The organism is Kordia sp. E (assembly GCF_056033805.1).
Window position 1 is genome coordinate 697,558 of sequence record NZ_JBRASR010000003.1, and the last position, 24,317, is coordinate 721,874.

The 24,317-nt window shown below is 32.3% G+C and carries 21 protein-coding genes; 10 read left to right on the plus strand and 11 right to left on the minus strand.

What is annotated here, in order from left to right:
* The first annotated feature begins 155 nt into the window (after positions 1–155).
* Entirely contained in the window at positions 156–1,523 is a 1,368-nt protein-coding gene (gene hisS / locus ACUUYC_RS16300; protein WP_474267605.1) for a histidine--tRNA ligase, read from the plus strand.
* 216 nt (positions 1,524–1,739) lie between these two features.
* Here the strand turns inward: hisS and ACUUYC_RS16305 are convergent, their stop codons facing one another.
* Together ACUUYC_RS16305 and ACUUYC_RS16310 are read right to left on the minus strand one after the other, a co-directional pair.
* Positions 1,740–2,858 (minus strand): GTP cyclohydrolase, encoded by a 1,119-nt coding sequence (locus ACUUYC_RS16305; protein ID WP_474267607.1) that lies wholly within the window; start codon positions 2,856–2,858, stop codon positions 1,740–1,742.
* Between the two features lie 35 nt (positions 2,859–2,893).
* Entirely contained in the window at positions 2,894–3,886 is a 993-nt protein-coding gene (locus tag ACUUYC_RS16310; RefSeq protein ID WP_474267609.1) for a transporter, read from the minus strand.
* 112 nt (positions 3,887–3,998) lie between these two features.
* Between ACUUYC_RS16310 and ACUUYC_RS16315 the strand changes: the two genes are divergently transcribed.
* The 3 genes from ACUUYC_RS16315 (at position 3,999) to ACUUYC_RS16325 (ending at position 8,170) form a co-directional block, all read left to right on the plus strand.
* A complete protein-coding gene (locus tag ACUUYC_RS16315; RefSeq protein WP_474267611.1) occupies positions 3,999–4,256 on the plus strand; it encodes a DUF4834 family protein in 258 nt (85 codons plus the stop codon).
* A gap of 73 nt (positions 4,257–4,329) precedes the next feature.
* On the plus strand, positions 4,330–6,867 hold the full coding sequence (locus tag ACUUYC_RS16320; protein ID WP_474267613.1) for a YfhO family protein: 2,538 nt from the start codon (positions 4,330–4,332) through the stop codon (positions 6,865–6,867).
* Positions 6,868–6,883: 16 nt separating this feature from the next.
* On the plus strand, positions 6,884–8,170 hold the full coding sequence (locus ACUUYC_RS16325; protein ID WP_474267615.1) for a glycosyltransferase family 4 protein: 1,287 nt from the start codon (positions 6,884–6,886) through the stop codon (positions 8,168–8,170).
* Between the two features lie 70 nt (positions 8,171–8,240).
* Here ACUUYC_RS16325 and ACUUYC_RS16330 read toward each other — a convergent pair whose 3' ends face one another.
* Both ACUUYC_RS16330 and ACUUYC_RS16335 read right to left on the minus strand, forming a co-directional pair.
* A complete protein-coding gene (locus ACUUYC_RS16330) occupies positions 8,241–9,491 on the minus strand; it encodes a hypothetical protein (protein ID WP_474267617.1) in 1,251 nt (416 codons plus the stop codon).
* Positions 9,492–9,878: 387 nt separating this feature from the next.
* On the minus strand, positions 9,879–10,547 hold the full coding sequence (locus tag ACUUYC_RS16335; protein WP_474267619.1) for a hypothetical protein: 669 nt from the start codon (positions 10,545–10,547) through the stop codon (positions 9,879–9,881).
* 361 nt (positions 10,548–10,908) lie between these two features.
* Between ACUUYC_RS16335 and ACUUYC_RS16340 the strand changes: the two genes are divergently transcribed.
* On the plus strand, positions 10,909–11,997 hold the full coding sequence (locus ACUUYC_RS16340; RefSeq protein ID WP_474267621.1) for a DUF3667 domain-containing protein: 1,089 nt from the start codon (positions 10,909–10,911) through the stop codon (positions 11,995–11,997).
* A gap of 136 nt (positions 11,998–12,133) precedes the next feature.
* Complete coding sequence (locus tag ACUUYC_RS16345; protein ID WP_474267623.1) at positions 12,134–13,516, plus strand: choice-of-anchor L domain-containing protein; 1,383 nt, start codon at positions 12,134–12,136, stop codon at positions 13,514–13,516.
* Positions 13,517–13,675: 159 nt separating this feature from the next.
* On the opposite strand, the gene uvrA is transcribed toward ACUUYC_RS16345, so the two are convergent.
* Complete coding sequence (gene uvrA, locus ACUUYC_RS16350) at positions 13,676–16,456, minus strand: excinuclease ABC subunit UvrA (protein ID WP_474267625.1); 2,781 nt, start codon at positions 16,454–16,456, stop codon at positions 13,676–13,678.
* 294 nt (positions 16,457–16,750) lie between these two features.
* On the opposite strand from uvrA, the gene ACUUYC_RS16355 reads away from it, so the two are divergent.
* Positions 16,751–17,332: an RNA polymerase sigma factor gene (locus ACUUYC_RS16355; protein WP_474267628.1), complete on the plus strand. Its 582-nt coding sequence runs from the start codon at positions 16,751–16,753 to the stop codon at positions 17,330–17,332.
* A 212-nt stretch (positions 17,333–17,544) separates the two neighbouring features.
* Here ACUUYC_RS16355 and ACUUYC_RS16360 read toward each other — a convergent pair whose 3' ends face one another.
* Positions 17,545–18,210, minus strand: a complete 666-nt coding sequence (locus ACUUYC_RS16360) for an endonuclease III domain-containing protein (RefSeq protein ID WP_474267630.1) — start codon at positions 18,208–18,210, stop codon at positions 17,545–17,547.
* Positions 18,211–18,256: 46 nt separating this feature from the next.
* Between ACUUYC_RS16360 and bcp the strand changes: the two genes are divergently transcribed.
* Positions 18,257–18,718 carry a thioredoxin-dependent thiol peroxidase gene (bcp, locus tag ACUUYC_RS16365; RefSeq protein WP_474267632.1) on the plus strand — a complete coding sequence of 154 codons (462 nt, stop codon included), beginning with the start codon at positions 18,257–18,259 and terminating at the stop codon, positions 18,716–18,718.
* A 170-nt stretch (positions 18,719–18,888) separates the two neighbouring features.
* Here the strand turns inward: bcp and ACUUYC_RS16370 are convergent, their stop codons facing one another.
* Entirely contained in the window at positions 18,889–19,371 is a 483-nt protein-coding gene (locus tag ACUUYC_RS16370; RefSeq protein WP_474267634.1) for a CIA30 family protein, read from the minus strand.
* A gap of 62 nt (positions 19,372–19,433) precedes the next feature.
* Positions 19,434–20,897 carry a nucleotidyl transferase family protein gene (locus ACUUYC_RS16375; protein ID WP_474268512.1) on the minus strand — a complete coding sequence of 488 codons (1,464 nt, stop codon included), beginning with the start codon at positions 20,895–20,897 and terminating at the stop codon, positions 19,434–19,436.
* Positions 20,898–21,062: 165 nt separating this feature from the next.
* Between ACUUYC_RS16375 and ACUUYC_RS16380 the strand changes: the two genes are divergently transcribed.
* Entirely contained in the window at positions 21,063–21,830 is a 768-nt protein-coding gene (locus tag ACUUYC_RS16380) for an MBL fold metallo-hydrolase (RefSeq protein ID WP_474268514.1), read from the plus strand.
* Positions 21,831–21,946: 116 nt separating this feature from the next.
* Positions 21,947–22,378 carry a hydrolase gene (locus ACUUYC_RS16385; RefSeq protein WP_474267636.1) on the plus strand — a complete coding sequence of 144 codons (432 nt, stop codon included), beginning with the start codon at positions 21,947–21,949 and terminating at the stop codon, positions 22,376–22,378.
* Between the two features lie 81 nt (positions 22,379–22,459).
* Here the strand turns inward: ACUUYC_RS16385 and ACUUYC_RS16390 are convergent, their stop codons facing one another.
* The 3 genes from ACUUYC_RS16390 to ACUUYC_RS16400 all read right to left on the minus strand — a co-directional run bounded on the left by ACUUYC_RS16390 (position 22,460) and on the right by ACUUYC_RS16400 (position 24,315).
* Positions 22,460–22,885, minus strand: a complete 426-nt coding sequence (locus ACUUYC_RS16390) for a hypothetical protein (RefSeq protein WP_474267638.1) — start codon at positions 22,883–22,885, stop codon at positions 22,460–22,462.
* A 181-nt stretch (positions 22,886–23,066) separates the two neighbouring features.
* Positions 23,067–23,657, minus strand: a complete 591-nt coding sequence (locus tag ACUUYC_RS16395; RefSeq protein WP_474267640.1) for a hypothetical protein — start codon at positions 23,655–23,657, stop codon at positions 23,067–23,069.
* Position 23,658: 1 nt separating this feature from the next.
* Positions 23,659–24,315 carry an alpha/beta hydrolase gene (locus tag ACUUYC_RS16400; protein WP_474267642.1) on the minus strand — a complete coding sequence of 219 codons (657 nt, stop codon included), beginning with the start codon at positions 24,313–24,315 and terminating at the stop codon, positions 23,659–23,661.
* Positions 24,316–24,317 lie beyond the last annotated feature (2 nt).

Genomic DNA, 24,317 nt, shown 5'->3' on the forward strand with positions numbered 1-24,317 from the left:
ATAATTGTTTTTTCTTTAAAATAATTTTTAAATCTTCAAATACCGCTCCTAAAAGTTTAGGAAATACTTCAATTTTATAATCATTCAATTTTTCAATCATTAAACAGTTACACAAAAAAGAAAATAGAACTATATTTGCTGTACAATACAGAATCATGGCACAGAAACCTAGCATACCAAAAGGAACACGAGATTTTTCTCCAATAGAAGTAACGAAACGTAACTACATATTTAACATTATAAAAATAGCTTTTCAAAGCTTTGGATTTCAGCCAATAGAAACGCCATCTTTTGAGAAATCTGAAACGTTGCTTGGGAAATACGGAGAAGAAGGTGATCGTTTGATTTTTAAAATACTGAATTCAGGCGAAAAGGTTAAGAAAGCTGATTTGAAAGCATTGGAAGATGGAAATTTAGCACGTTTTTCAAATTCGTTAGCCGAAAAAGCCTTACGTTATGATCTTACAGTTCCGTTTGCACGATATGTGGTGCAACACCAAAATGATATTACATTTCCGTTTAAACGCTATCAAATTCAACCAGTTTGGCGTGCTGATAGACCGCAACATGGAAGATTCCAAGAGTTCTTTCAATGTGATGCAGATGTAGTTGGTTCAAAGTCTTTATGGCAAGAAGTGGAATTTGTACAATTATATGATCAAGTATTTGCGAACTTAGGTTTAGAAGGTGTTACGATCAAAATAAACAATCGAAAAATCCTTTCTGGAATTGCGGAAGTGATAGGAGCAAAGGACAAATTAATCGATTTTACAGTTGCGTTAGACAAACTAGATAAAATTGGTGAGCAAGGCGTGAAAGACGAAATGCTCAATAAAGGCATTTCTGCGGAAGCGATAGAAAAAGTGCAACCATTATTTGGTTTCTCAGGAAGTTTAGACGAAAAACTAGCACAATTAAAAGGATTACTTTCTAGTTCTGAAGAAGGAATGAAAGGAATTGCCGATTTAGAATTTGTATTTGAAGCTATTGAGGTTTTAGGATTAAAAACGGCAACCCTAGATTTAGACATAACACTCGCTAGAGGATTGAATTATTATACAGGAGCAATCTATGAAGTTTCTGCACCAAAAGGCGTGAAAATGGGTTCTATTGGCGGCGGTGGACGTTATGATGATTTGACAGGGATTTTTGGATTGAAAAATGTGAGTGGAGTTGGAATTTCATTTGGATTGGATCGAATATACTTGGTATTAGAAGAACTTGGTTTGTTCCCTGAAACTGTTACAGATAAAGTAGATGTATTGTGTATTAATTTTGGTGAGAAAGAAGCGCTTGCTTCTATGAAACTGATTAAAACCTTACGAGAAGCTGGAAAAAGTGCAGAGTTGTATCCAGATAAGGCTAAGATGAAAAAGCAAATGAATTATGCTAATAAGCGTAACATTCCGTTTGTGATTCTTATTGGTGAAGATGAATTGGAAAACAATACTTGTGTTGTAAAAAATATGATTGATGGAACACAACTTGAAGTTCCTTTTGATGAAGTGTTAACTGCTTTTTAGATAGTATTGAGATTTTAGTAGTGAGTAGATTAGACTATTTTTAAGTACCATATTGAGTGAAATAGAAATATTTTTCAATACAAATTTGTCTTGCTATAGCTTATGCTAGGTATTTTCAATCAAAATATATTTTGATCTCAATAATACTCGAAATGACGATTTAGAGTTATTTTAAATACGTTGATCGAAGTTGAGTGAGTCTAACATCTAAGAAACCTAAAGATTTCGCTTATACGTTTTACGACGCTTATGTGTTACAGGTTTAAAATGTTTCCAAAGCTGGTGAATTGCTGTATTTTCAATTAATTCAGGTGTTCGGATACAAGTCTCGATATTTTTTTCGGTAAACGTTAAGTAGTATTCCATGAATAAAATGGCGGTTAAACCTTTACTTTGATATTCAGGATGTACACCAATTAGGTAGAATGTAATATTTTTTGGTTTTTTTCGAGCTTTTAATAAGTGGAAAATCCCAAAAGGAAATAATTTACCATTCATCTTCTGTAATGCTTCCGCAAATGAAGGCATAACAATTGCAAAAGCAACTAATTTATCATCTTTATCAACCACAAATTTGATAAATTCTGGATTGATAAAGTTCAAATAACGATCTTTAAAATATGCTTTCTGAATATCATTGATAGGAACAAAAGAAGACAACGAAGCGTACGATGCATTAAATAAATCGAACATTTGATCTACATACGGCATTATATCTTTTGTCTTCGTAAAATTGAGTTCGCGAAGTTGATAACGTTTCTTGATTAAGTTTTGTACACGCTCAAAAAACTTCGGCTTTACATTCTCAAAAGGAAATTTATTTTCTAAATATTCTTTCTCTTTAATTAATCCGTGATGAATAAGATGTTTTTCATAATACGGATGATTATACCAAGTAATCATGGTTCCAATATGGTCAAACCCTTCCGTAAGCACGCCAACTTTATCTAAATTTGAAAATCCAACCGGACCTTCCATGTATTCTAAATTATGCGATCTTCCAATTTCGGCCACTTTATCAAGTAAAGCACCTGAAACTTCTAAATCGTCAATCATATCAAACCAACCAAAACGCATTTTGGAAAGTTTTTGTTCTTTAATTTCAATCCAATTGACAATTGCAGCAACACGACCTACCAATTTTCCATTTTTATATGCTAAGAAAAAACGTGCGTCAGCATCTATAAATGCTGGATTCTTGTCTTTATTAAATGTTTCTAATTCATCTTTTATAATAGGTGGAACCCAATATTTGGAACCTTTATAAAGACCGAATGGGAATTTTACAAAAGTTTTTAAATCCTTTTTAGAAGTAGCTTCACGAATGTCAATCATTAATCATCAATTTGGGTTAGTTTGAAAAAAGGATATTAGATAGAACCGCCATCACCTTCATCTTCAAATTTCTTTAACTCATCTTCATCTTTTTTCTTCTTCTTCTTTTCGTCACCTTTTGGATCTTGTTCGTCAATTGGAATCAATTCATCAACGTGCCAATCATCAATTCGGTATGAAATACCAATAGAAGCAAACAAACGTGTTGGTGTATTTTTTATACTTGCGCCAATTGAACCATCTAATTGAAAATCTTCACCTAATAAATATGCGCCACCAGCTCTAAATAAGGCGTCAGCATAACGATCGCTGTCAATTCCTTGGTGTTCTACAAATGCAGACCATTTTGGATTATCAAACGCATGTGTCAATGTTAAAATATAGCTTAGTTCTTTTGTGTCAGAAGTAATACGATCGTATGTAATGTTAGAAACAAAAACCCAACGTCCTGCAAAATGACTTTGTGTAGCCAATGTAACTTTAGGACTGAAAGAAGGTTCGTTTCTTGGGAAATATGGATTGTCTGAAAATATAAAATTCGCTCCAGCGTAAACACCTATTGCAGGAATTAAATCTTTCCAGCGAAACGAGTTATTTGCTCTCCAACTCAATAAATTTGGTTTTTCTTGTGAAGATTTAATATACGGATCGTAAATCATATATTTAGCTCCAATTGTATGTGATAAAAAACCATTTCTGTTAAACGCAAATGCTGGATTTGTTGAATTATTTGTGAATGTATCAAACTGATATGCTCCTTCCCAACTAATTTCAAGTTGTTCCTTAAACATTCCGTAACGCAAAGCAAAATCTAACCCAAAAGCTTTCACTTCGGTATTTAGCTTCTTGTGTTTCTGCTGTTCTACAAACATTCCACCTTCAAACTGTAACACGTTTTTTCCAACGGCAAAAGCACTAATAGAAGCTCCAGGACGATTTGAATTGATTACTTCTGTGTATTGCGCAAAGGCAGAAGTGGATAAAAATAAAAAACCGAGGACTGCTAAGAAGGGATTTGTTTTCATCATTTTTTATTGGGTTAAAGTCAAAACTACATAAAAATATAGTTTTTTATCTAGTAAAAACGATATTAAATCTTCATAAATTGTATTTTTGAAAAAATATAGGTTTTTCAGGATTATGTTAATAAACTTACTACGAACAATAGCGATTATAATTCTTGTCATTTACGCATTACGTGTTTTAGGCAGATTATTTGCGCCAATTCTGTTACGATATGTAGCAAAAAAAGCTGAAAAGAAATTTTCAGAACAATTCAAGCAACACGCACAAAATCAACAACAACCAAGAGAAGGTGAAACAGTTATAGACAAAGCGTCAAAAACAAAACCTTCAAAAAAAGTGGGTGAATATATAGATTTTGAAGAAGTAGATTAATACTTCAATTATGCCTTTTAAAAAAGGGTAGTATATTGCTTTTATTCATTGACACGCTAAAAAATAATATCAAGTGCAAATAGATTTCAAAAAAATAATTCCTCATGTAATAGCAATAGTACTATTCATTGGAATGTCGTTGGCATATTTTTATCCAGTAATACAAGGAAAAAAAATTCAGCAAACCGATATTGTCCAGTACGCTGGAATGGCAAAAAAACAAAATGATTTTAGAGATGCTACAGGAGAAGAATTGTATTGGACAGACAATGCTTTTGGGGGAATGCCAACGTATTTACTCGGAGCGCGTTATCCGCACACATATGTAAAAACGCTTGATAGAACGTTGCGTTTTTTACCAAGACCTGCAGATTATCTCTTTCTATATTTTCTAGGAATTTATATCTTATTATTGGTGATGCGAGTCAATTACAAACTCGCGTTTCTCGGAGCTGTCGCCTTCGGGTTTTCCACGTACTTTATTATTATACTCGGCGTTGGTCACAACGCCAAAGCACATGCTGTAGCGTACTTTCCGTTGGTGCTTTCGGGAATTCTACTAACGTTTCAACGGAAATATATATGGGGATTTTTGCTAACCGCAGTTGCCATGTCATTAGAAATTATGACAGCACATCCACAGATGACCTATTATTTAATGTTGTTAGTTATTATACTTGGTTTGGTATACTTCGTTCATTATTTATTCAGTAAAGAAAAACCTTTTAAACTAGATCAAAAATATTTAAAAAAAGCATTTAAAAACAACGAGTTACAACACTTTTTTAAAGCTGTCGGATTATTAGTTGTTGCAGTAGTTTTGGCAATTGGAGTCAATGGGGCAAGCTTATTAACAACCAAGCAGTATGCAGATTGGAGTATGCGTGGTAAAAGTGAATTGACTATTAAGCCAGACGGAAGCAAAAAAGAAACACAAGGACTTTCCAAAGAATATATTACAGAGTACAGTTACGGGAAAGTTGAAACTTTTGATTTGTTAATTCCACGATTTATGGGAGGCGCAAATTCTGAAGATTTAGGAACTGGTTCAAAATCGTATAAGTTTTTATTACAACGAAACATTTCTCCGACACAAGCAAGAGATATTGTTCGTAATATTCCAACATATTGGGGAGATCAACCTATTGTTGCTGCGCCAGCTTATGTTGGAGCAGTTATTATTTTCTTGGCATTGTTAGGATTATTCTTGGTAAGAAATAAAACAAAATGGTGGCTTGTCGGTGGAATTTTGATGTCATTATTATTGTCTTGGGGAAAAAATTTAAGCTGGCTTACAGATTTCATGTTGGAAAACTTTCCATTGTACAGTAAGTTTAGAGCAGTTTCGTCCATACAAGTAATTTTAGAATTGTGTATTCCAATTTTAGGTGTATTGGCATTGGTAAGTTTATTCAATAAAGAAGTCAAAACGGAGCAAAAGAAGCGCGCATTAATTTTAAGTGCAGCCATTCTTAGCGGAATTATCGTATTCTTTTTATTATTTAAAACGGCATTGTTTGATTTTGTTGGTTTAAATGATGCCTATTATGAACAAGCAGTTTTTGGCCCAGAATTTATGGAGATCATTCGTGAAGATCGCTCGGCAATATTCACACACGATTCAATCCGTTCTTTACTTTTAATTCTAGTATCGGCGGCAGTTTTATTTGCATTCATCAAGGGTAAACTAAAAGAAAATATCGTAATTGTTTTACTAGTAGGATTTTTATTGTTCGATTTAGTAGGTGTTGCAAGGCGTTATGTTTCTACGGAAGGATTTGTATCAAAAGCACAATTTGAACAACCATACAGAACCTTAGAAGTTGATAAACAAATTTTAAAAGATAAAGGGCATTATCGTGTATTTGAACCGCGATTGCGAATGGCAAATTCACGTACAGCTTATTTTCACAATACACTTGGCGGATATCATGCTGCAAAACCACGACAGTTTCAAGAATTGTATGATTTCTATTTAGATCATGGCAATGAACAGTTTCAAGTAACTGAGCGCAGTATCGGCGTTATTAATATGCTAAATGTAAAGTATATCATTAAAGACTTGGAAGGAGAACAAGATCAGGCTGGAGCAGGCGCTGTAGCGATGCGAAATCCATATCCGAATGGAAATGCTTGGTTTGTAAATAAACTAAACCTTGTTGATACAGCTGATGAAGAAATGTTGTCTTTAGCAGGATTAAACACACGAAATGAAGTTGTGTTCCGAAAAGGACAAGAAGCCGCTGAGAATTTAAAAGCAGCATACGGAAAAGATTCATTATCAACTATTGAACTGATTCAATACAAGCCTAATGAACTAACATACAAGGCAGAAAATAAAGAAGCTGGTTTTGCTGTATTTTCAGAAATTCATTATCCATATGGTTGGAATGCCTATGTAGATGGAAAATTAGTGCCGCATTACCGTGTGAATTACGTGTTACGTGGAATAGAAGTTCCAGCAGGAACACATACAATTGATTTTAAATTTGAACCTAAAATTGTAGATACAGGAATTACAGTTTCATTGGCAAGTACCATAATTTTAGTACTTTTAATCATTGGAGCTTTATATTTCGAGTTCAGACGTAGGAGAGAAGTGAACGCATAATTAATCCCTCAGAGTTATGCCAAAAAAAGTAGTCATTGTTTCATATTATTGGCCGCCAGCTGGTGGACCAGGCGTACAGCGCTGGTTAAAATTCGTAAAATATTTACGTGATTTTGACATTGAACCAGTATTATATATTCCTAAAAACCCTAATTATCCAATTGTAGACGAATCATTTTCAAGTGATATTCCAAAAGATATTACAATTTTGAGGAAATCAATTTTTGAGCCGTATTCGCTTGCAACTATTTTTTCCAAAAAGAAAACAAAAAAAATCAGTAAAGGTATTATCGCAAAAGAAAAACAAACCTTAATTGAAAAGTTATTGCTTTTTATACGCGGAAACTTTTTTATTCCTGATGCACGTAAATATTGGATAAAACCTTCAGTGAAGTTTTTAAAAAAATATCTTGAAGAAGAAAATATTGATACTATTATTACAACTGGTCCTCCACATAGTTTACATATGATTGGGCTCCAATTACGAAAGGAGTTAACTATAAAATGGCTAGCAGATTTTAGAGATCCATGGACAACGATTGGATATCATGCAGAATTGAAATTAACTGAGAAATCAAAGCAAAAACATAAACAGTTAGAAGCTGAAGTGTTGCAAACTGCCGATACAATTATAACAACAAGTTTTACTACAAAAGAAGAATTTTCCGAGATTACAACACAACCAATAGAAGTCATTACAAATGGTTATGATGTTGAAAAATATGAACACAAACCATTAAGCGAAAAGTTTACTATTTCACATATCGGTTCTTTATTATCAGAACGCAATCCTACAGTATTATGGGAAGTCTTGGCAGAATTGCTTCAAGAAGAAACAGATTTTGCTGAAGATTTTCAGTTGCAATTCGCCGGTGTGATAAGTGATCGTATTAAACGAATGATTAGTGAAGTAGGTTTAGATAAGTATACAGAATATTTTGGCTATGTTTCTCATAAAAAAGCATTGGAATTGCAACGAACTTCACAGGTATTGTTGTTGATTGAAATTAATGCTGAAAAAACAAAAGGAATTATTGCTGGAAAGATATTTGAATATATGGTTGCCGAACGACCAATTATTGGACTTGGTCCAGAAGGCGCTGATATTTCAAAAATTATCAAAGAAACAAATACTGGAACCTACTTTTTATATTCTGAAAAAGAAGCATTAAAAGCGCAAATTTTGGCGTATTATCATTTATATAAAAAGGAACAACTTACTACTTCGCCAATTGGATTACAAAAATATTCGCGCAAAGCGTTGACTAAACGATTGGCTAGCTTACTTCATAACCTTTCATAAAAAAACCTTGCCTGATATTTTGGTAAAGAATATCAGGCAAGGTTAATTTATATAACTAAACAACTAAGTGTTAACTTCTACTTCTAGTAGTTCTCTTTCGAGAGCTTGTAGCTTTTCGTTGTGAGCGATTAGATCTTTGTGAAGCCGTATTACGTGATCTTTTATTCGATCTTGTAGCGTTGCTTCTTTGAGAACTTCTATTTGTTTGTGTTGCTCTATTTCTAGTAGAATTACCTCTTGATGTATTGGCAACTCTTGTGTTTGTATTTCGTGTACTTCTTACTGAATTATTATTTCGAGTCGTTCTTGTTGGTGAAACTGCTCTAGTATTATTTCGAGTTGAACTTGATCTCACGTTATTAGTACGTGATGGTTTTGTGGTATTATTTCTATCAATTCTAGAGTTACCTGTACGTACATTTCCAATTGTAGCTGTATTTCTATCGTTTCTAGTACTTCTTACATTATTACGTGTGTTACGTGTACTATTTTGTCTAGTAGTACGTGTATTGTTGCGTGTTGTGTTTTGAAGCGTATTGTTTCTAGTTGTCGCAAGTCGTGTGTTATTCCTAGTTGTTCTTGTGTTACGTGTTACTGTATTTCTTCTAGTATTATTAACTGCAACATCATTTCTACGTGTAACTCTTCTGTCATTTCTATACACACTTCTTCTTGAATTGTTTGCTGCATAACGATATGTACGCCCTACAGATGCATATGAACGTCTGAAGTTATTTCTATATGGTGAACAAAACGTGTAACGAATTGGTGTATAATATCTTCTATATGGTCTATAATTTACAAGACATAAATTTACACTTGGACGAATGAACCAATTACCATAAAAAACATTTCTTCTATTGAATCTATTTATATAACCTGATGTATATGCATACTGTCCGTAATTATCATAATATACATTCATGTTTCCTACTTGAAGTAGATTTCCGAAATTATTATAATTCATAGAAATATTTCCGATTCTAAAAACGCGACCATAATAATCGTAGTAAATAGGAACGTTTTCAATTTGAATTACAGCTCCGTAATCATCATACTGAATGTATGGATTGTAGTTATATCCAGCATTGAAACTGATATCTAATCCGCCAGTATTCAAGTTTGCATTAATTCCAGAATGAAGGCGATTGATATAAAAATCAAACTCTCCGTCATTATATACTGAAAATGTAATTCCTTGTTCTACAAACGAAAATGAGTTGTTATAAACAAAAGCTGCTGTAGCTTCAGTCCGTTTTGCTTCTGCTGTTGTTGTAGCAAAGAAGAAGAGTCCCGTGAGTGCAATTAATATTTTTTTCATAACAGATTGTTTTAATGTTCTTGCTAATTATAAACCAAACAACGTGCCAAAGTCACCTTCTAATAAAAAAGGTATTGAATGATAAGTCATTAAATAAGCAAAATAACGGATAGGAAGTAAGGTTTTGCCATACTAAAAAGTAGTTTCAAATAATTACTTTAGGCAAAAATTATAGTAGTGCTGTTTTAGTTCTTGAAACCATGGAAGAGAAAAAATTATATTCGTCTGACACGATTTAATTTTTGTAGTTTAGTTGGCTCTATCATTGATGAAATTATATGAAAACGGCGAAGAAATAGTTGGAGCGTTTTCTTTATACTATAAAAAATAAAACCTCGTGAGTCAGACATTTCACGAGGTTTTTACATTACTATTGGTTACTACTATTTATTGTTTCTTCAATTTCTTTTGATTTCCTTTTTTTCTGTAATAGTATAAATCATCATCATTTGCTGGTGTATCGTGTCCATTTTGAAAATCATCATCAAAGTTAATATCTGTATGATCAATTCCACAATTGTTTACTCCACAATACGTACATGTTATAATTGGTTTTACACTTCCATATTGTCTTATGAGTCTTCCTCTACGGTTATATTTTAAGTGTAATCCACCAACTTGTTTAATTTTTCCATGTCTGTAATGGTAACGCATATATATAGATCCAATTCTTTTTACTCTTCCGTAACTATCATAGTTGATAAATAGATTTCCAATTCTACGAACTCTTCCGTTACGATCATGTTCTACACGAACACCAATATTTCTAGTATTGTAACGATTTCCTCTTGTACGAACTCTTGGAGCTCCATAAGTTGAATTAATAGAACCTCTTCGTGTTCTATTATAATTCGTTGGATGTGTGTTAAAATCAAATTCTCCATTTTGGAAAATGAAAAACTCTACACCTCGTTCTACAAACTTAATCGGTTGTGCATAACGATAGCGATTAGTTAACCCATTTTCGGCAGTTTCTAGTTGGTTGCTAGTTTCACTTGCTTGTGTAGTTGTTACACTTAGTAACAATCCTACGAATAAAAGGTAAATTTTTTTCATAATGTATACTTTTTGGGTTATGCCTACTCTTTAAGCTTTTCGGCGAGCGCTATTTGTCTTAGTTAAAACCAATTTGCGTGCCAAAAATGTAATGCATTATGTGTTAGTAGTTTAGGTAGGTTTTGAGAAGTTGTTTTTTAAGCGTAATTCAAAAAATATCTTTAAAAATGTAACATTAAAACGGAAAAGTGTACAGATTAGCATACTAAATTTGAGTTCATCGTATAATAAAAAATTGCGTTGAATTAAATAAAATTATTAATAGATTATCAAGTATTTATTTGCAGTGTAATTGTTCATTGTAAATAGAATTTAGCATCTTTGCGTGTATTGTAATGCCAACTAACCGTAACTAAAACATATGTCATCCGAAGCCAAACATTGCTCCAATTGCGATTATCAATTGACACAGTATCATAACTTTTGCCCAAATTGTGGTCAGAAAGTAGATGATAAATTGAGTATGCGTTTACTTTTTCATAATACGATTATGAATTATTTTTCGGTTGATGCCCGATTTTTTAGAAGTTTCATTCCATTATTAATAAAACCAGGATTTTTAGCCAAGGAGTTTGTTAAAGGGAAACGTTTATTATACTTGCATCCAGCGCAGTTTTATTTATTTGCGTCAATTGTATTTTTCTTTTTATTTTCAATTGCAACACGTTCTAGTCAGCGTCAATTTGATAACTCTCTGAAAGAACAATTTGGTAAGGAAAGGGAGATTGTTACAGAAGCGAATCGTGTTAGAGATTCTATAGCAAAGGCTTTGGAAATACAAGCAGCAAAGATGGAAGGCACTGATAGTTTAGCAATAGCTAAATTGAAAAATGTCTTAGTTGAAAATTTAGAAGAAGATTCTATAAAAACAAAAAATGCGGGCAACAAAAAGATGCACGCTAGTGTTCTGGGATTCGATTTTGATACAGATTTATTGGATTCGTTAGAAAATAGTAATGCTAGTCTTGATGAAAAATTAAAAGCAATTGGCTATAAAGATGATGATGGTTGGTTTGCAAGATTTGTTGGGAAACAAGTCATTAAATTTAGACATAATAGAGGTGTAGGATTGTTAAAAGCATTCTTTGACACCATTCCTATTTCTATGTTTTTCCTAATTCCTATTTTTGCATTTTTATTAAAAATATTATACAGAAAACAAGGACGTTTTGCGCATCATATGGTATTTAGTTTTTACTATTTTGCCTTTATGTTTTTGGCTTCAAGCATTATTTTAGTGACAAACTATATTGTAGATATTCCCAATGTAATTGATGTTTTATTAATTTTATCAACGTTCTTCTATCTGATTATTAGCTTAAAACGATTCTACGAACAAGGATACATCAAAACATTTATTAAAACCTGTATACTATCATTTGTTTACTTAATTTTTGTAGTACCAGTTACGTTTGTGATGTTATGGATTGTTTCGTTTTTTCTTTATTAAGCGTGTATCCTAAAGAAGTATAAATAATTAATTACATACTTTCTCGCATAATCTGTGGAATTGCAAGATGTATTATTATTGTTTTTCCCTTATGTGTAGTATTTTAGTAGCAACATTAATTACAAACCAGTTACCAATGAAAAAAATACTACTCTTATTCTGCCTTATTGCGTTTAATTTTGCGGATGCCCAAATGACAATCAATGAAGGATTTACTGCGCAAGAAATTATACAAGATCAATTTATAGGAAACCCTAATTTTCCTGCTTCTAATTTTGTTACCAGAACAGGAACAGTTTTTAATAGTGTAAATGGTATTGGATACTTTTATACAAACGGAACTGACTTTCCTTTTGATGAAGGATTAGTTTTGTCTACAGGAAATGTCGCTGATGTACCTGGAGCAAATACGACTACTATTAGTGGAGGAGTTAATAATTGGTCAGGAGATCTTGATTTAGAATTAAATACATCCACATCAAATACGTTTAACGCTTCTTATATATCGTTTAATTTTGTAGCAGATGTACCTAATATAAGCTTGGACTTTATATTAGCCTCTGAAGAATATGGACAATTTGAATGTCAATTTGGAGATGTTTTCGCATTTTTATTAACAGATATTGATGCAGGAACTACTAAAAATATAGCGGTAGTTCCAGGTTCAATGACACCAATATCTATTACCAATGTTCGTGGAGGTGATAATAACAATACTTGTGCTCCTTCGAATGCAGCATATTTTGAACGTTACAATTACGATGTTGCAAATACCAATATTCCATCAATTCCTGCTGCAAATTCTCCTATTAATTTAAATGGACAAACAAAAGTATTTGTGTTAATGGACGAATTGACAATGGGACACAATTACAGATTAAAGATTGTAGTTGCTGATCATTTAGATAATGTATTTGATACTGTATTGTTTGTTAGAAATGACTCTTTTGGAGCATTTCCTATAATAGATGATGAACCAGATAATATTGTTATTAATGATGATGATACAAATGGAACAGAAACATTTGATTTAACAATGTTTGAAGATAGAATGATAGGAAATACAATTAATACAGCTATATATTCTTTCGATTTTACGTATCATCTATCACAAGCAGATGCAAATACAGGATCAAATGCAATCGTAAGTCCTGAAGCATATACAAACACAGCAGCACTAGAAGATATATATGTAAGAATGAAGAATACATATACAGGAACTGGTGTAACAACTAGTTTTAAAATCACAATTGATGCGGAATTACTAAGTACTCCAGATGTTGAATTAGATGATTTTAGAGTATATCCGAATCCTGTTGTAGATGAATTAACGATTGATGCTTCTAAAGTTGCGTTTGAAACGATTCAATTGTACAACATGAATGGACAATTACTTCAAACTAAAACAAGAAATACTGATACAATTGTGAAACTTGATTTTTCAAATCTTGATAGCGGAGTTTACTTTGTTCAGATTAATACTGAAAAAGGAAAAGTATACAAGCGTATTATTAAGTAATAATAGAAGGTAATCTTACTAAAAAAACTGTCTAAAAAGTTAAATTTTCGTCAAACCAAACTTGATTTGGTTTCCCATAATCATTGTAAATCAATAGTATGAGATTCTGAAATAAATTCAGAATGACGTGTTTTTTTAAATTTTTAGACAGTTTTTTAATTATAACTTTTCTTTCAAATATTTTCCAGTGAATGAAGCTTTCTGTTTTACAATTTCTTCTGGTGTGCCAGATGCAACAAGTGTTCCGCCATTTTTTCCACCTTCTGGACCCAAATCAATAATATGATCTGCACATTTAATAAGTTCAATATTATGTTCAACTACAATTATAGAATGCCCTTTTTCAATCAACGCATCAAATGAAGTCAATAACTTTTTAATATCATGAAAATGCAATCCTGTAGTAGGTTCATCAAAAATAAATAATGCTTTATCTTTCGTATTTCCTTTTACTAAAAATGATGCAAGTTTAATACGTTGCGCTTCTCCACCAGAAAGTGTAGACGAACTTTGTCCAAGTGTTACATAGCCTAAACCAACATCTTGTAATGGTTTTAACTTGCGATGAATTTTCTTTTGCTCATGCTTTGTAAAGAAATCCATAGCATCATCAATTGTCATGGTCAAAATATCATCAATATTTTTTCCTTCAAAGGCAACTTCTAACACTTCTTTCTTAAAACGTTTTCCGCCACATGTTTCACATTCTAAGTGTACATCTGCCATAAACTGCATTTCAATCGTTACTTGTCCTTCACCTTTACAGGTTTCACAACGTCCACCATCTACATTAAAAGAAAAATGTTTGGTTTTGTAATTACGAATCTTAGACAATTTCTGACTTGCATACAACGCGCGAATATCGTCATACGCCTTTATATATGTTACAGGGTTTGAACGTGAAGAACGTCCAATAGGATTCTGATCAACGAATTCGATATGATTAACAGTACTATATTTTCCTTCCAGTTTTGTGAATTGACCCGCTTTTTCTCCATATCCGCCAGTTTCTTTTAGCATAGAAGGATATAAAATCTTTTTTACCAACGAACTTTTTCCACTTCCAGAAACACCTGTAACAACAGTTAACATGTTTAAAGGAAACGTAACATCAATATTTTTTAAATTATTTTCACGTGCGCCAACAATTTTTATAAAATGGTTGGAAGTTCTACGTGTTGAAGGAACTTCAATTTTGATTGTTTGGTTGAGGTAATTAGCAGTCAGCGAATCTGCTTTCAAAATCGTTTCATAATCACCAAAAGCGACTACATGTCCACCAAGTGTTCCAGCTTCTGGACCAATATCAATAATTTCATCTGCAGCACGCATAATATCTTCATCATGCTCAACAACAATTACAGTATTTCCTAAATCACGAAGAGAAATCAATACTTGTATTAAGCGTTCACTGTCTTTTGGATGCAAGCCAATACTTGGTTCATCTAATATATACATTGAACCAACTAAACTACTTCCTAATGAAGTTGCTAGGTTAATTCGTTGTGATTCTCCTCCAGAAAGAGAATTCGATTTACGATTTAGTGTTAAATAATCGAGTCCAACATTCGTTAAAAAAGTCAAACGATTTTTAATTTCTTTTAATAAACGTTTGGCGATATTTTGATCATGTTCACTCAGCTTTAATTCATCAAAGAAAACTATCAATTCATCCAACGGTAGTACAACCAAGTCAGTAATGGTTTTTCCACCAATCTTCACATAATTAGCTTCTTCTCGCAGTCGTTTTCCTTCACAGGTGGCACATTTCGTTTTTCCACGATATCGTGACAACATCACACGATTCTGAATTTTATAACTTTTCTCTTCTAAGAATGAAAAGAATTGATGCAATCCTTCAAAATATTTATTTCCATTCCAAACTAGTTTTTTATGTTCTTCAGTCAACTCAAACCAAGGTTTGTGAATAGGGAAATCAAAGTGATATGCATTATTCACCAATTGATCTCTGTACCAACTCATACTTTCGCCACGCCAAGGAAAAATAGCGTTTTCATAGACTGAAAGTCCTGTGTTTGGAACGACTAAATCTGAATCAATTCCAATGACATCTCCGTAACCTTCACATTTTGGGCAAGCTCCATAAGGATTATTAAAACTGAATAAATGTACATTTGGTTCGAGGAATTTCATTCCGTCTAAATCAAATTTATTGCTAAAATGCGCACTTTTTTGATCGCTAACGGTTTCTATATAGCATTCGCCTTTTCCTTCAAAGAATGCAGTTTGAACCGCATCAGCTAATCGATTGTAGAAATCTTCATCATGCGAAACTACAATACGATCAATGACGAGTGAGAAATCTTCTGAAAAATCTTCATTAATTTCATCAATTCGTAAGATTTCGTTATTCTTTTGAATTCTAGCATATCCTTGTTGTGCCAAAACTTTAATTGTGTGAAACGCACTTCGTTCTTCAGGAACCGTTACAGGTGCTAACAATAAAAGTTTACTTCGTTCCTCAAATGTTTTTACATAATTAATTACATCTGAAACGGTATGTTTTTTTACTTCTTTACCAGAAATAGGAGAGATGGTTTTTCCAATTCGGGCAAACAATAACTTTAAATAATCATAAATCTCTGTGGTGGTTCCTACGGACGAACGCGGATTGGTAGAGTTTACTTTTTGTTCAATGGCAATTGCAGGTGCAATTCCTTTAATATAATCTACTTTAGGTTTATGTAAACGACCTAAAAACTGTCGTGCATACGAAGATAAGCTCTCTACATATCTTCGTTGTCCTTCTGCATATAACGTATCAAAAGCCAAACTCGATTTTCCAGAACCAGAAAGCCCTGTAATCACAACCAATTTATTACGTGGAATAACCACATCAATATTTTTTAGGTTGTGCAGTTTTGCACCTTTAATAATAATATTTTCTTTTGGATTTATAGTCGCTAGATCTTGTGTCATTGTAAAAAAATAATCGCAAAGATACTGCTTTTAAAACTCGAAATAAAATGAATTTGATGCAAAGAATATTCTAAACAATATCTGTTTCATTCTTTAAAACAAGCGTTTCAGGTCAATAAATTCAGCATAAATGTTAAAATATTGAATTTTATTTGCATTTCTTTAACTATTGTTGTTATATTTGACTTTATAAATTATTCCACAAAAAACAGAAGCTTATAGCAAAAAAATACTTTTGAAAATTTAAATAGATTTTATCAGCCTCGATAATTATCAATTACAAAAAGTATTGCTATGGAACAGATTCTGCAAGATTCAGTATTAGTATCTAATTACATTAAAGGTGACGAGTGTGCGCTCGGCGTATTAATTAAGCGTCACAAACAAAGAATATATAGTTTTATATATTCCAAAGTTCTGAATAGAGATATTACAGAAGACATTTTCCAAGACACTTTTATCAAAGTGATCAGAACTCTCAAAAAAGGAAATTATAATGAAGAAGGTAAATTTTTACCTTGGGTCATGCGTATTTCTCATAATTTGGTAATCGATCATTTTAGAAAGAATAATAGAATGCCAAAGTATGACAACAGCGGTGATTTTAATATCTTTTCAGTTTTGAGTGATACAGATTTAAATGCGGAGAAAAAAATCATCAAAAATCAGGTAGAACGTGATGTTCGTCGCTTAGTTGATGAATTGCCGTCTGATCAAAAAGAAGTGTTATTGATGCGTATGTATCAGGACTTAAGCTTTAAAGAAATTTCGGAAAAAACGGGCGTAAGTATCAATACAGCTTTGGGAAGAATGCGTTACGCGTTGATTAATTTGCGAAAAGTTATCGATAAACATAATATAGTTTTAACAAACTAATACAATAAAATATAATTCTGTGCGTTGTTCTTTTAAATATAAAAACGACGTATGGCGAAAAATTACATTAAAAGTTCATCTGAAATGAAAAAAATGTTGCCGAAAAAGGAAACAATTAATTTCTTATTGAACTATTCAAAGGCTTTAAGTGTTATTAATTACAAAAGGATGAAGTTTGAAACGCTTCTCAACTAAACTTTGGAAAAGACTCGTTAGCTACGGGTCTTTTTATTTTTATAATAGTCATCAATTACTGACTTTCTTCCAATAGTTTTGGTAATAATATCATTATCTAAGTTCCAACCGCGCGCTTGAGAATACTCTCTACCGTACCATATAATTTGCAAATGTAAATCGTTCCAAATTTCCTTTGGGAACAAACGTTTTGCGTCTTTCTCCGTCTGAACTACATTTTTTCCATTGGTCAAATTCCAACGATACATTAACCTGTGAATGTGTGTATCTACTGGAAATGCAGGAATTCCGAATGCCTGACTAATTACAACACTTGCCGTTTTATGTCCGACAGCTGGTAATTCTTCTAAATCTTCTAAATTTTGTGGAACTTCACCATTGTGTTTGTCAATCAAAATATGTGATAAACCATGAATACCTTTCGATTTCATAGGCGATAAACCAACTGGTCTAATAATATCTCTAATTTCTTCTACTGAAAGTTTGATCATATCATACGGATTATCAGCTTTCGCGAACAATAACGGCGTAATTTTATTTACACGCACATCCGTACTTTGTGCTGACATTAAAACCGCAATTAATAAGGTATACGGATCTTTATGATCGAGCGGAATAGGAATTTCTGGATATATCCTTTGAAGTGTATCAATTACAAACTGAACCTTTTCTTGTTTGGTCATTTTTCAGTATTTTTAAGCAAAAATAAATAATAAATACCGATACGCTATGAATACTTTAAAAATAGGTGATAAAGTACCCGATTTTACTGTAAATGATCAAGATGGAAATGCAGTTTCTTTATCAGATTTTACTGGAAAAAACTTGATAGTTTTCTTTTACCCAAAGGCAAGTACGCCAGGTTGTACAGTAGAAGCGTGTAATTTGAGAGACAATTATGCCGAATTGCAAAGTAAAGGATTTGAATTATTAGGTGTAAGTGCCGATTCTGAAAAAAGACAAACTAATTTTAAGAATAAATACGAATTTCCATTTCCATTATTAGCAGATGAAAACAAAGAAGTGATTGAAGCATTTGGCGTTTGGGGAGAAAAGAAATTTATGGGAAGAATTTATGATGGAATTCACCGTAAAACCTTTTTAGTTAACGGAGAAGGCGTTGTAGATCATGTAATTGATAAAGTAAAAACGAAAGATCACGCTGCACAGATTTTAGCTTTGGTGGAGTAGTGTCTTGAGATGTTAACCTTCTCAAAATTTAACTCAGTTGTCATTCCTGTGAAGACAGGAATCTATATTGTTTAAAAGTAGATTCCGCATCAAGTGCGGAATGACAAGATTTTATAATAAAATATAAAAAACAGACCTTACAAATATGTAACGTCTGTTTTTTTAATTCTTTATTTCAACCGGATATACTCCAATTCCAATTGAAAGGATTCTTGCTGTTTATTCGCAATTAAGAAACCAAGTTCTTCAAATTTATTTGCAGTAAAGTGTCCAATGTCTAATTTGCGTCCGCGATAACTTGCATGTAAACTGTTTAGTGGAATTTCAATAGTTTCCCAATCACCAGAAGTTTTAAAAGTTGTAATAAACGTATGCATATCTTCTACATGTTGCTTTATTCTAAATTTATACGCTTTTCCATCACCTTTTAAACGAATTGAAAAAACTCTTTTTCCTGTAATATCTGTATCTCCAATTTCATAACGGATAGAAGAGAAGCCGCCATTGTTTTCAAGTGAAACCGTTCCTTTGAAAACTCCATTTCCAGCATCATTCAACATAAAATTTCCTTGTGATAGTCCGCCCATGACGCCATCATTTACAACATACCAATTGGAAAGAGTACTATTTGCTGTGAAATCAGAAATTGTCATGTAGTAGTCGTTGAAATTTTTAGGTATAAAAAAAAGCTCCTATTAAGGAGCTTTTTATTGTATTATTTATTTTCGATCAATTCATTTTTATTTTGTTGCAAATAGCCGAATAGTTTTTTCTCTTTTATGATTTCAGCGACTCCATCGGGCAACATACTTTCCCAACCTTCTTCATTACTAGCAATCATTCTTAATACTGTTCTAGAGAAAATTTGTAGAATGTCATTGTCAAAATCAAAAATATCAACCATTTTTCCATTGTACTTAAAGAACTTGTACAATTCTTTCATACGTGGATGTACTTTTATATTATTACTGTTGACTAATTCACCAGTTTCCTTACGTTTCATTGGATATAAGTAAACTTTTAAATCTCTGTAGAACAGTTTTCCGAATGCTTCTAAGATTCCTCCACTTACGTGACGATAATACTTTTCATCAAAGATATCAACTAGGTTATTTACTCCCATAGTTAATGCCATGCGTTCTTTTGTATAGTTAGAGAAGTATTCTACCAATCTATAGTATTCTTTAAAGTTTGATATCATTACTGTTTGACCAAGTGAACCGAGTAATTGTGCTCTGTCCATAAAATCTTGTTCGTCAATTTCTCCTTCCGCACGTAAATTTGAAAGTGTAATTTCAAACAATACTACTGTCTTTTCTTCTTCTACTTTATTTTCACGAATAAAAATATCATATGACTTCTGGAACATATCCATGTTCACTTTAGTCACAGGTCTAAAACTTCCACGAAGTGCCAAAATGTTCTTCTTATAAAGTAATCGTGCAGGAAGAATATTATTTCCATCAGGTCCGAAAATAACGGCTTGCGTCATTCCATTTTTCAAGAGTTGTAAACTCATTAAGCGGTTATCAACGTCTTTAAATTGTGGTCCTGAGAAGTTAATAGTATCAATCTCAATTTTATCTTTATCAATATGATCGTATAGATATTTTAATAAATGTTTTGGATTGTTATATTTATAAAAAGCACCATGAATAAGGTTTACACCCATAATCCCTAGTGTTTCTTGTTGCAATTTTGCGTCATTTTCTTGAAAACGAACGTGTAAGATAATCTCGTTGTATTCTTGTGTTGGATCAGTTTGATATTTGATTCCCATCCAACCATGACCTTTGTATTTTTTTGCAAAATCAATAGTAGCTACTGTATTTGCAAAACAGAAAAACATTTTATCAGGATGTTTATCACGAGGAATACGATCATTCAACAATTTCATTTCATGCGATAACATCTTCTTTAAGCGGGCTTCTGTTACATAACGACGATCTTGTTCAACACCATAAATTGCATCACTAAAATCCTTATCATACGCACTCATTGCTTTTGCAATTGTACCAGACGCTCCACCAGATCTAAAGAAGTGACGAACAGTTTCTTGTCCAGCACCAATTTCGGCAAATGTACCGTAGATCTGACTGTTTAAGTTGATTCGTAGTGCTTTCGCTTTTAGGGAAGGTACGTTCTCTATGTTCGTGTCACCTTTATAGACAATAGCCATGCGTAGTTTGAATTTGTTGATTACAAAAATAAGCATTCCTTATTTTTTTGAATACATTATTTCGGGTTTTTTGTTAAATAATAAGTTAAATTTGAAGAATGATCGATGAATTGAACACATCCATCTAAAAACACACCTGATTTTTAACAAATTACCAAAATTATGATGACAGTTACTTTTCTCGGAACAGGAACTTCGCAAGGCATTCCTATTATCGGAAGTGATCATCCTGTATGTTTGAGTGATGATTTACGTGATAAACGTCTGCGTGTTTCGGTGTTAATTTCTTGGGAAAATGCTACATATGTGATTGATTGCGGACCAGATTTTCGTCAGCAAATGCTACGAGCCAATTGTCGTCATATTGATGGAATTCTATTTACACATGAACATGCAGATCATACAGCAGGTTTAGATGATATTAGACCTTTTTATTTCCGCCAAGGAGATATTGATACGTATGCGCACAAACGTGTGTTTGGAGAATTAGAAAGACGTTTTGATTATATTTTTGCAACAGAAAATAAATATCCAGGTGCGCCAGGCGTCATTCAGCATGAAGTTGTAAATCATGAACCATTTATATTAAAAGGTGTAACCATAACTCCTATAAATGTATTTCATTACAAATTACAAGTTTTTGGATATCGTTTTAATGATTTTGCATACTTGACAGATGTAAAAACAATAGAGCCAGCCGAAAGAGCAAAACTAAAAGGTTTAAAAGTTTTGGTAATCAATGCGTTGCGAATACAAGAACATATATCACATTTTTCATTACAAGAAGCGTTAGATTTTATTGAAGACATTCAACCAGAAAAAGCATACTTAACACATATAAGTCATTTGTTAGGTTTTCATGCAGAAGTTTCCAAAACATTGCCAGAAAACGTATTTTTGGCGTACGATACACTTACAATTAACGTTATATAAATAACGATTTAAAAAATAACAACAACATGACAAAGAGAATTCTTGGCTACGCACTTATTTTCGTGATTTTACTCGCTTTATTTCAGTATGTTAATACGAATAAAATGTATGAGGAGATGAACTCAAAAATCGAAAAATTGAGAACAGAACGTGACGGTTTGAAAGAAGGAATCACTAGTAAAAATGATTCTATTAATCTGTTAGTAAATCAAAATTTAGATTTGAGTTATTTCTCTTTAACTAATAATGGTGAAGCATTACAATATTTTGATGAATATAAATTTCAAGGTGAATTATCACAATATATTGCAGATGTTATTTATGATAAAAACTCTGCTAGTAAAGACAATCCATTAGTTCCATTTGCTGGAATGGATGGTGTTTTTGTGATTGATAAAGTAAAAGTAATTAATCATAAGTGGATTTTATGTAGTTTTTCCGATGGTGGTTATTGGGGAGAAATTATCCTTCGTTACGAAATTGACAAAGACAAAAACTTAACTTTTGAAATTATTGCTGAAGTATTGTACAATAAATATAACGGATAAGTACTAATGATATTAATAAAAACCAAAAGCGCTAAATGATTATTTGGCGCTTTTGGTTTTTATAATGCATTTTAAAAAAAATTACAAAGATTCTACTTTTACAGTATGCTTTCCATAAGCATCTTCTACGGTAATAGTACTTCCTAAATTTACTAAACCGGCTCCAGAAGTCCATTGTGCACTATGATAAGTTACTAAGAAAAAACCAGCAGAAGAATTATTTTGCATTAGTTTAAATTCTCCACTTTCAGTAGACTCAAAATAGAGTTTCACTTCTGGCGTTGGATAATACCATCCGTTTGCCAGGATAATTAATACATTTGTATTGCCACCTTGGTATGGACGTTTAAAAGCTCTGTATTCAATATCTCTTGCATTTGCCAATACAGGTGCATTTAATTCGCTAAATAGCGCTTTTGAATCTTCTCGATATCTTTTTAGTAAGAGTTCTGTTTCTTTCGTTTGTACAAACTTAACATCTTCTTTTTTCGTTTTTGCTTTTTTCATTATTTGTAGATTTAATACTATTAAGTACTAAATTTACCACAAAATCTCAAGCCTTATATGCGTGTAAATACTTGATTTTCAAATAATGATGTGTGTCTGGAGTTTTTATGAATAATAATCTTCTTGATTCAAGATACATCTTGAAAGAATAGATTTTTTCTGTTTTATTTTAATGAATACTTCAAGAGTTAGGATGTGTCAATTGTATATGTTCTACAAATTGTTGTTGAAGCTTTTTTTCCACTTTTCGATTACTAAACCAATGTACAGGTGATTTTATTCCATCTCTTCCTAACGAAATACAATTGATTAAAACATCTTTATCATCATAGATAACGACAAGTTCTTGGCCGTAATTCATAGATGTCCATTTCCAATCTTTTTTAAACTGAACCATTTCCTTACTATTTCTGTTAACGTACCAATCAGATTTTTCTATCATTTCTTTAAAAACACGTTTGTTTTTTTTCATAGATATTCCTCGAATTCTTCGGAGTCTTTCAGGAGCAATCATTGAATATATTGATATACAACCAAATGGAACTGTAATGAGTAAGAATACTAAAGAGAGTATAAAATAAAATTGATCGTCTAAGTTATTAATAAGTACAAGGATGCTTATAAAGGGAAAGAAACAAAATAGCGTTATGGCAGTTATACCGTCCAATAAAATTTCAAATAGAAGCGAAAAAGAATAATTTCGAATAAGAACTAATTTGTTTGATTTTTTAGATGCTTCAATGTCAACTTCAATGTCTTTTTTATAAAACATACTAAATTCGCTTCTCCAACCAAGCTTTAAATGAATAGAAGTTTTGTGGAGCAACACCATGTCCTACAGGAAACTCTTCATAGACATGTTTCAAATTATGTTTTTGCATAAACGGTTCAATTTCTCGAGCAGCTTCCACAGGAATCACTTGATCTACACTTCCGTGAGAACAATAAAAATCTAAATTACTATACTCTTTTTCAGTACTATTGAAGTCGAATATTTTATGGTTTAAATAACCACTTAATGCAATCACATTTTTTACTTTTTCAGGATAGGTAAATGCTACTGAATAGCTTAAAATTGTTCCTTGACTGAATCCTAAAAGTGTCACATTAGATGCATCTACAGGGTAATTCTCCACAACTTCATCAATAAAAGTAGCAACTGCATCACGTGATTCGATTGCATGTTCGTCATTACTTATTTTTTCAGTAGCTGTGTAATGAATATCATACCAAGAATATCCATACGGTTGTAAATCTCTTGGCGCACGAACCGACACAATAAATAATTCTTCAGGTAATTCGGCAGCGAACGAAAATAAATCCTCTTCATTACTTCCATATCCATGAAATAATAATAATACAGGTGCTTTTTCTACAGCCGTTTTTGGTGCTTTGATGATATGATGAAGTGATAACTTTTTAGCTTGCATAT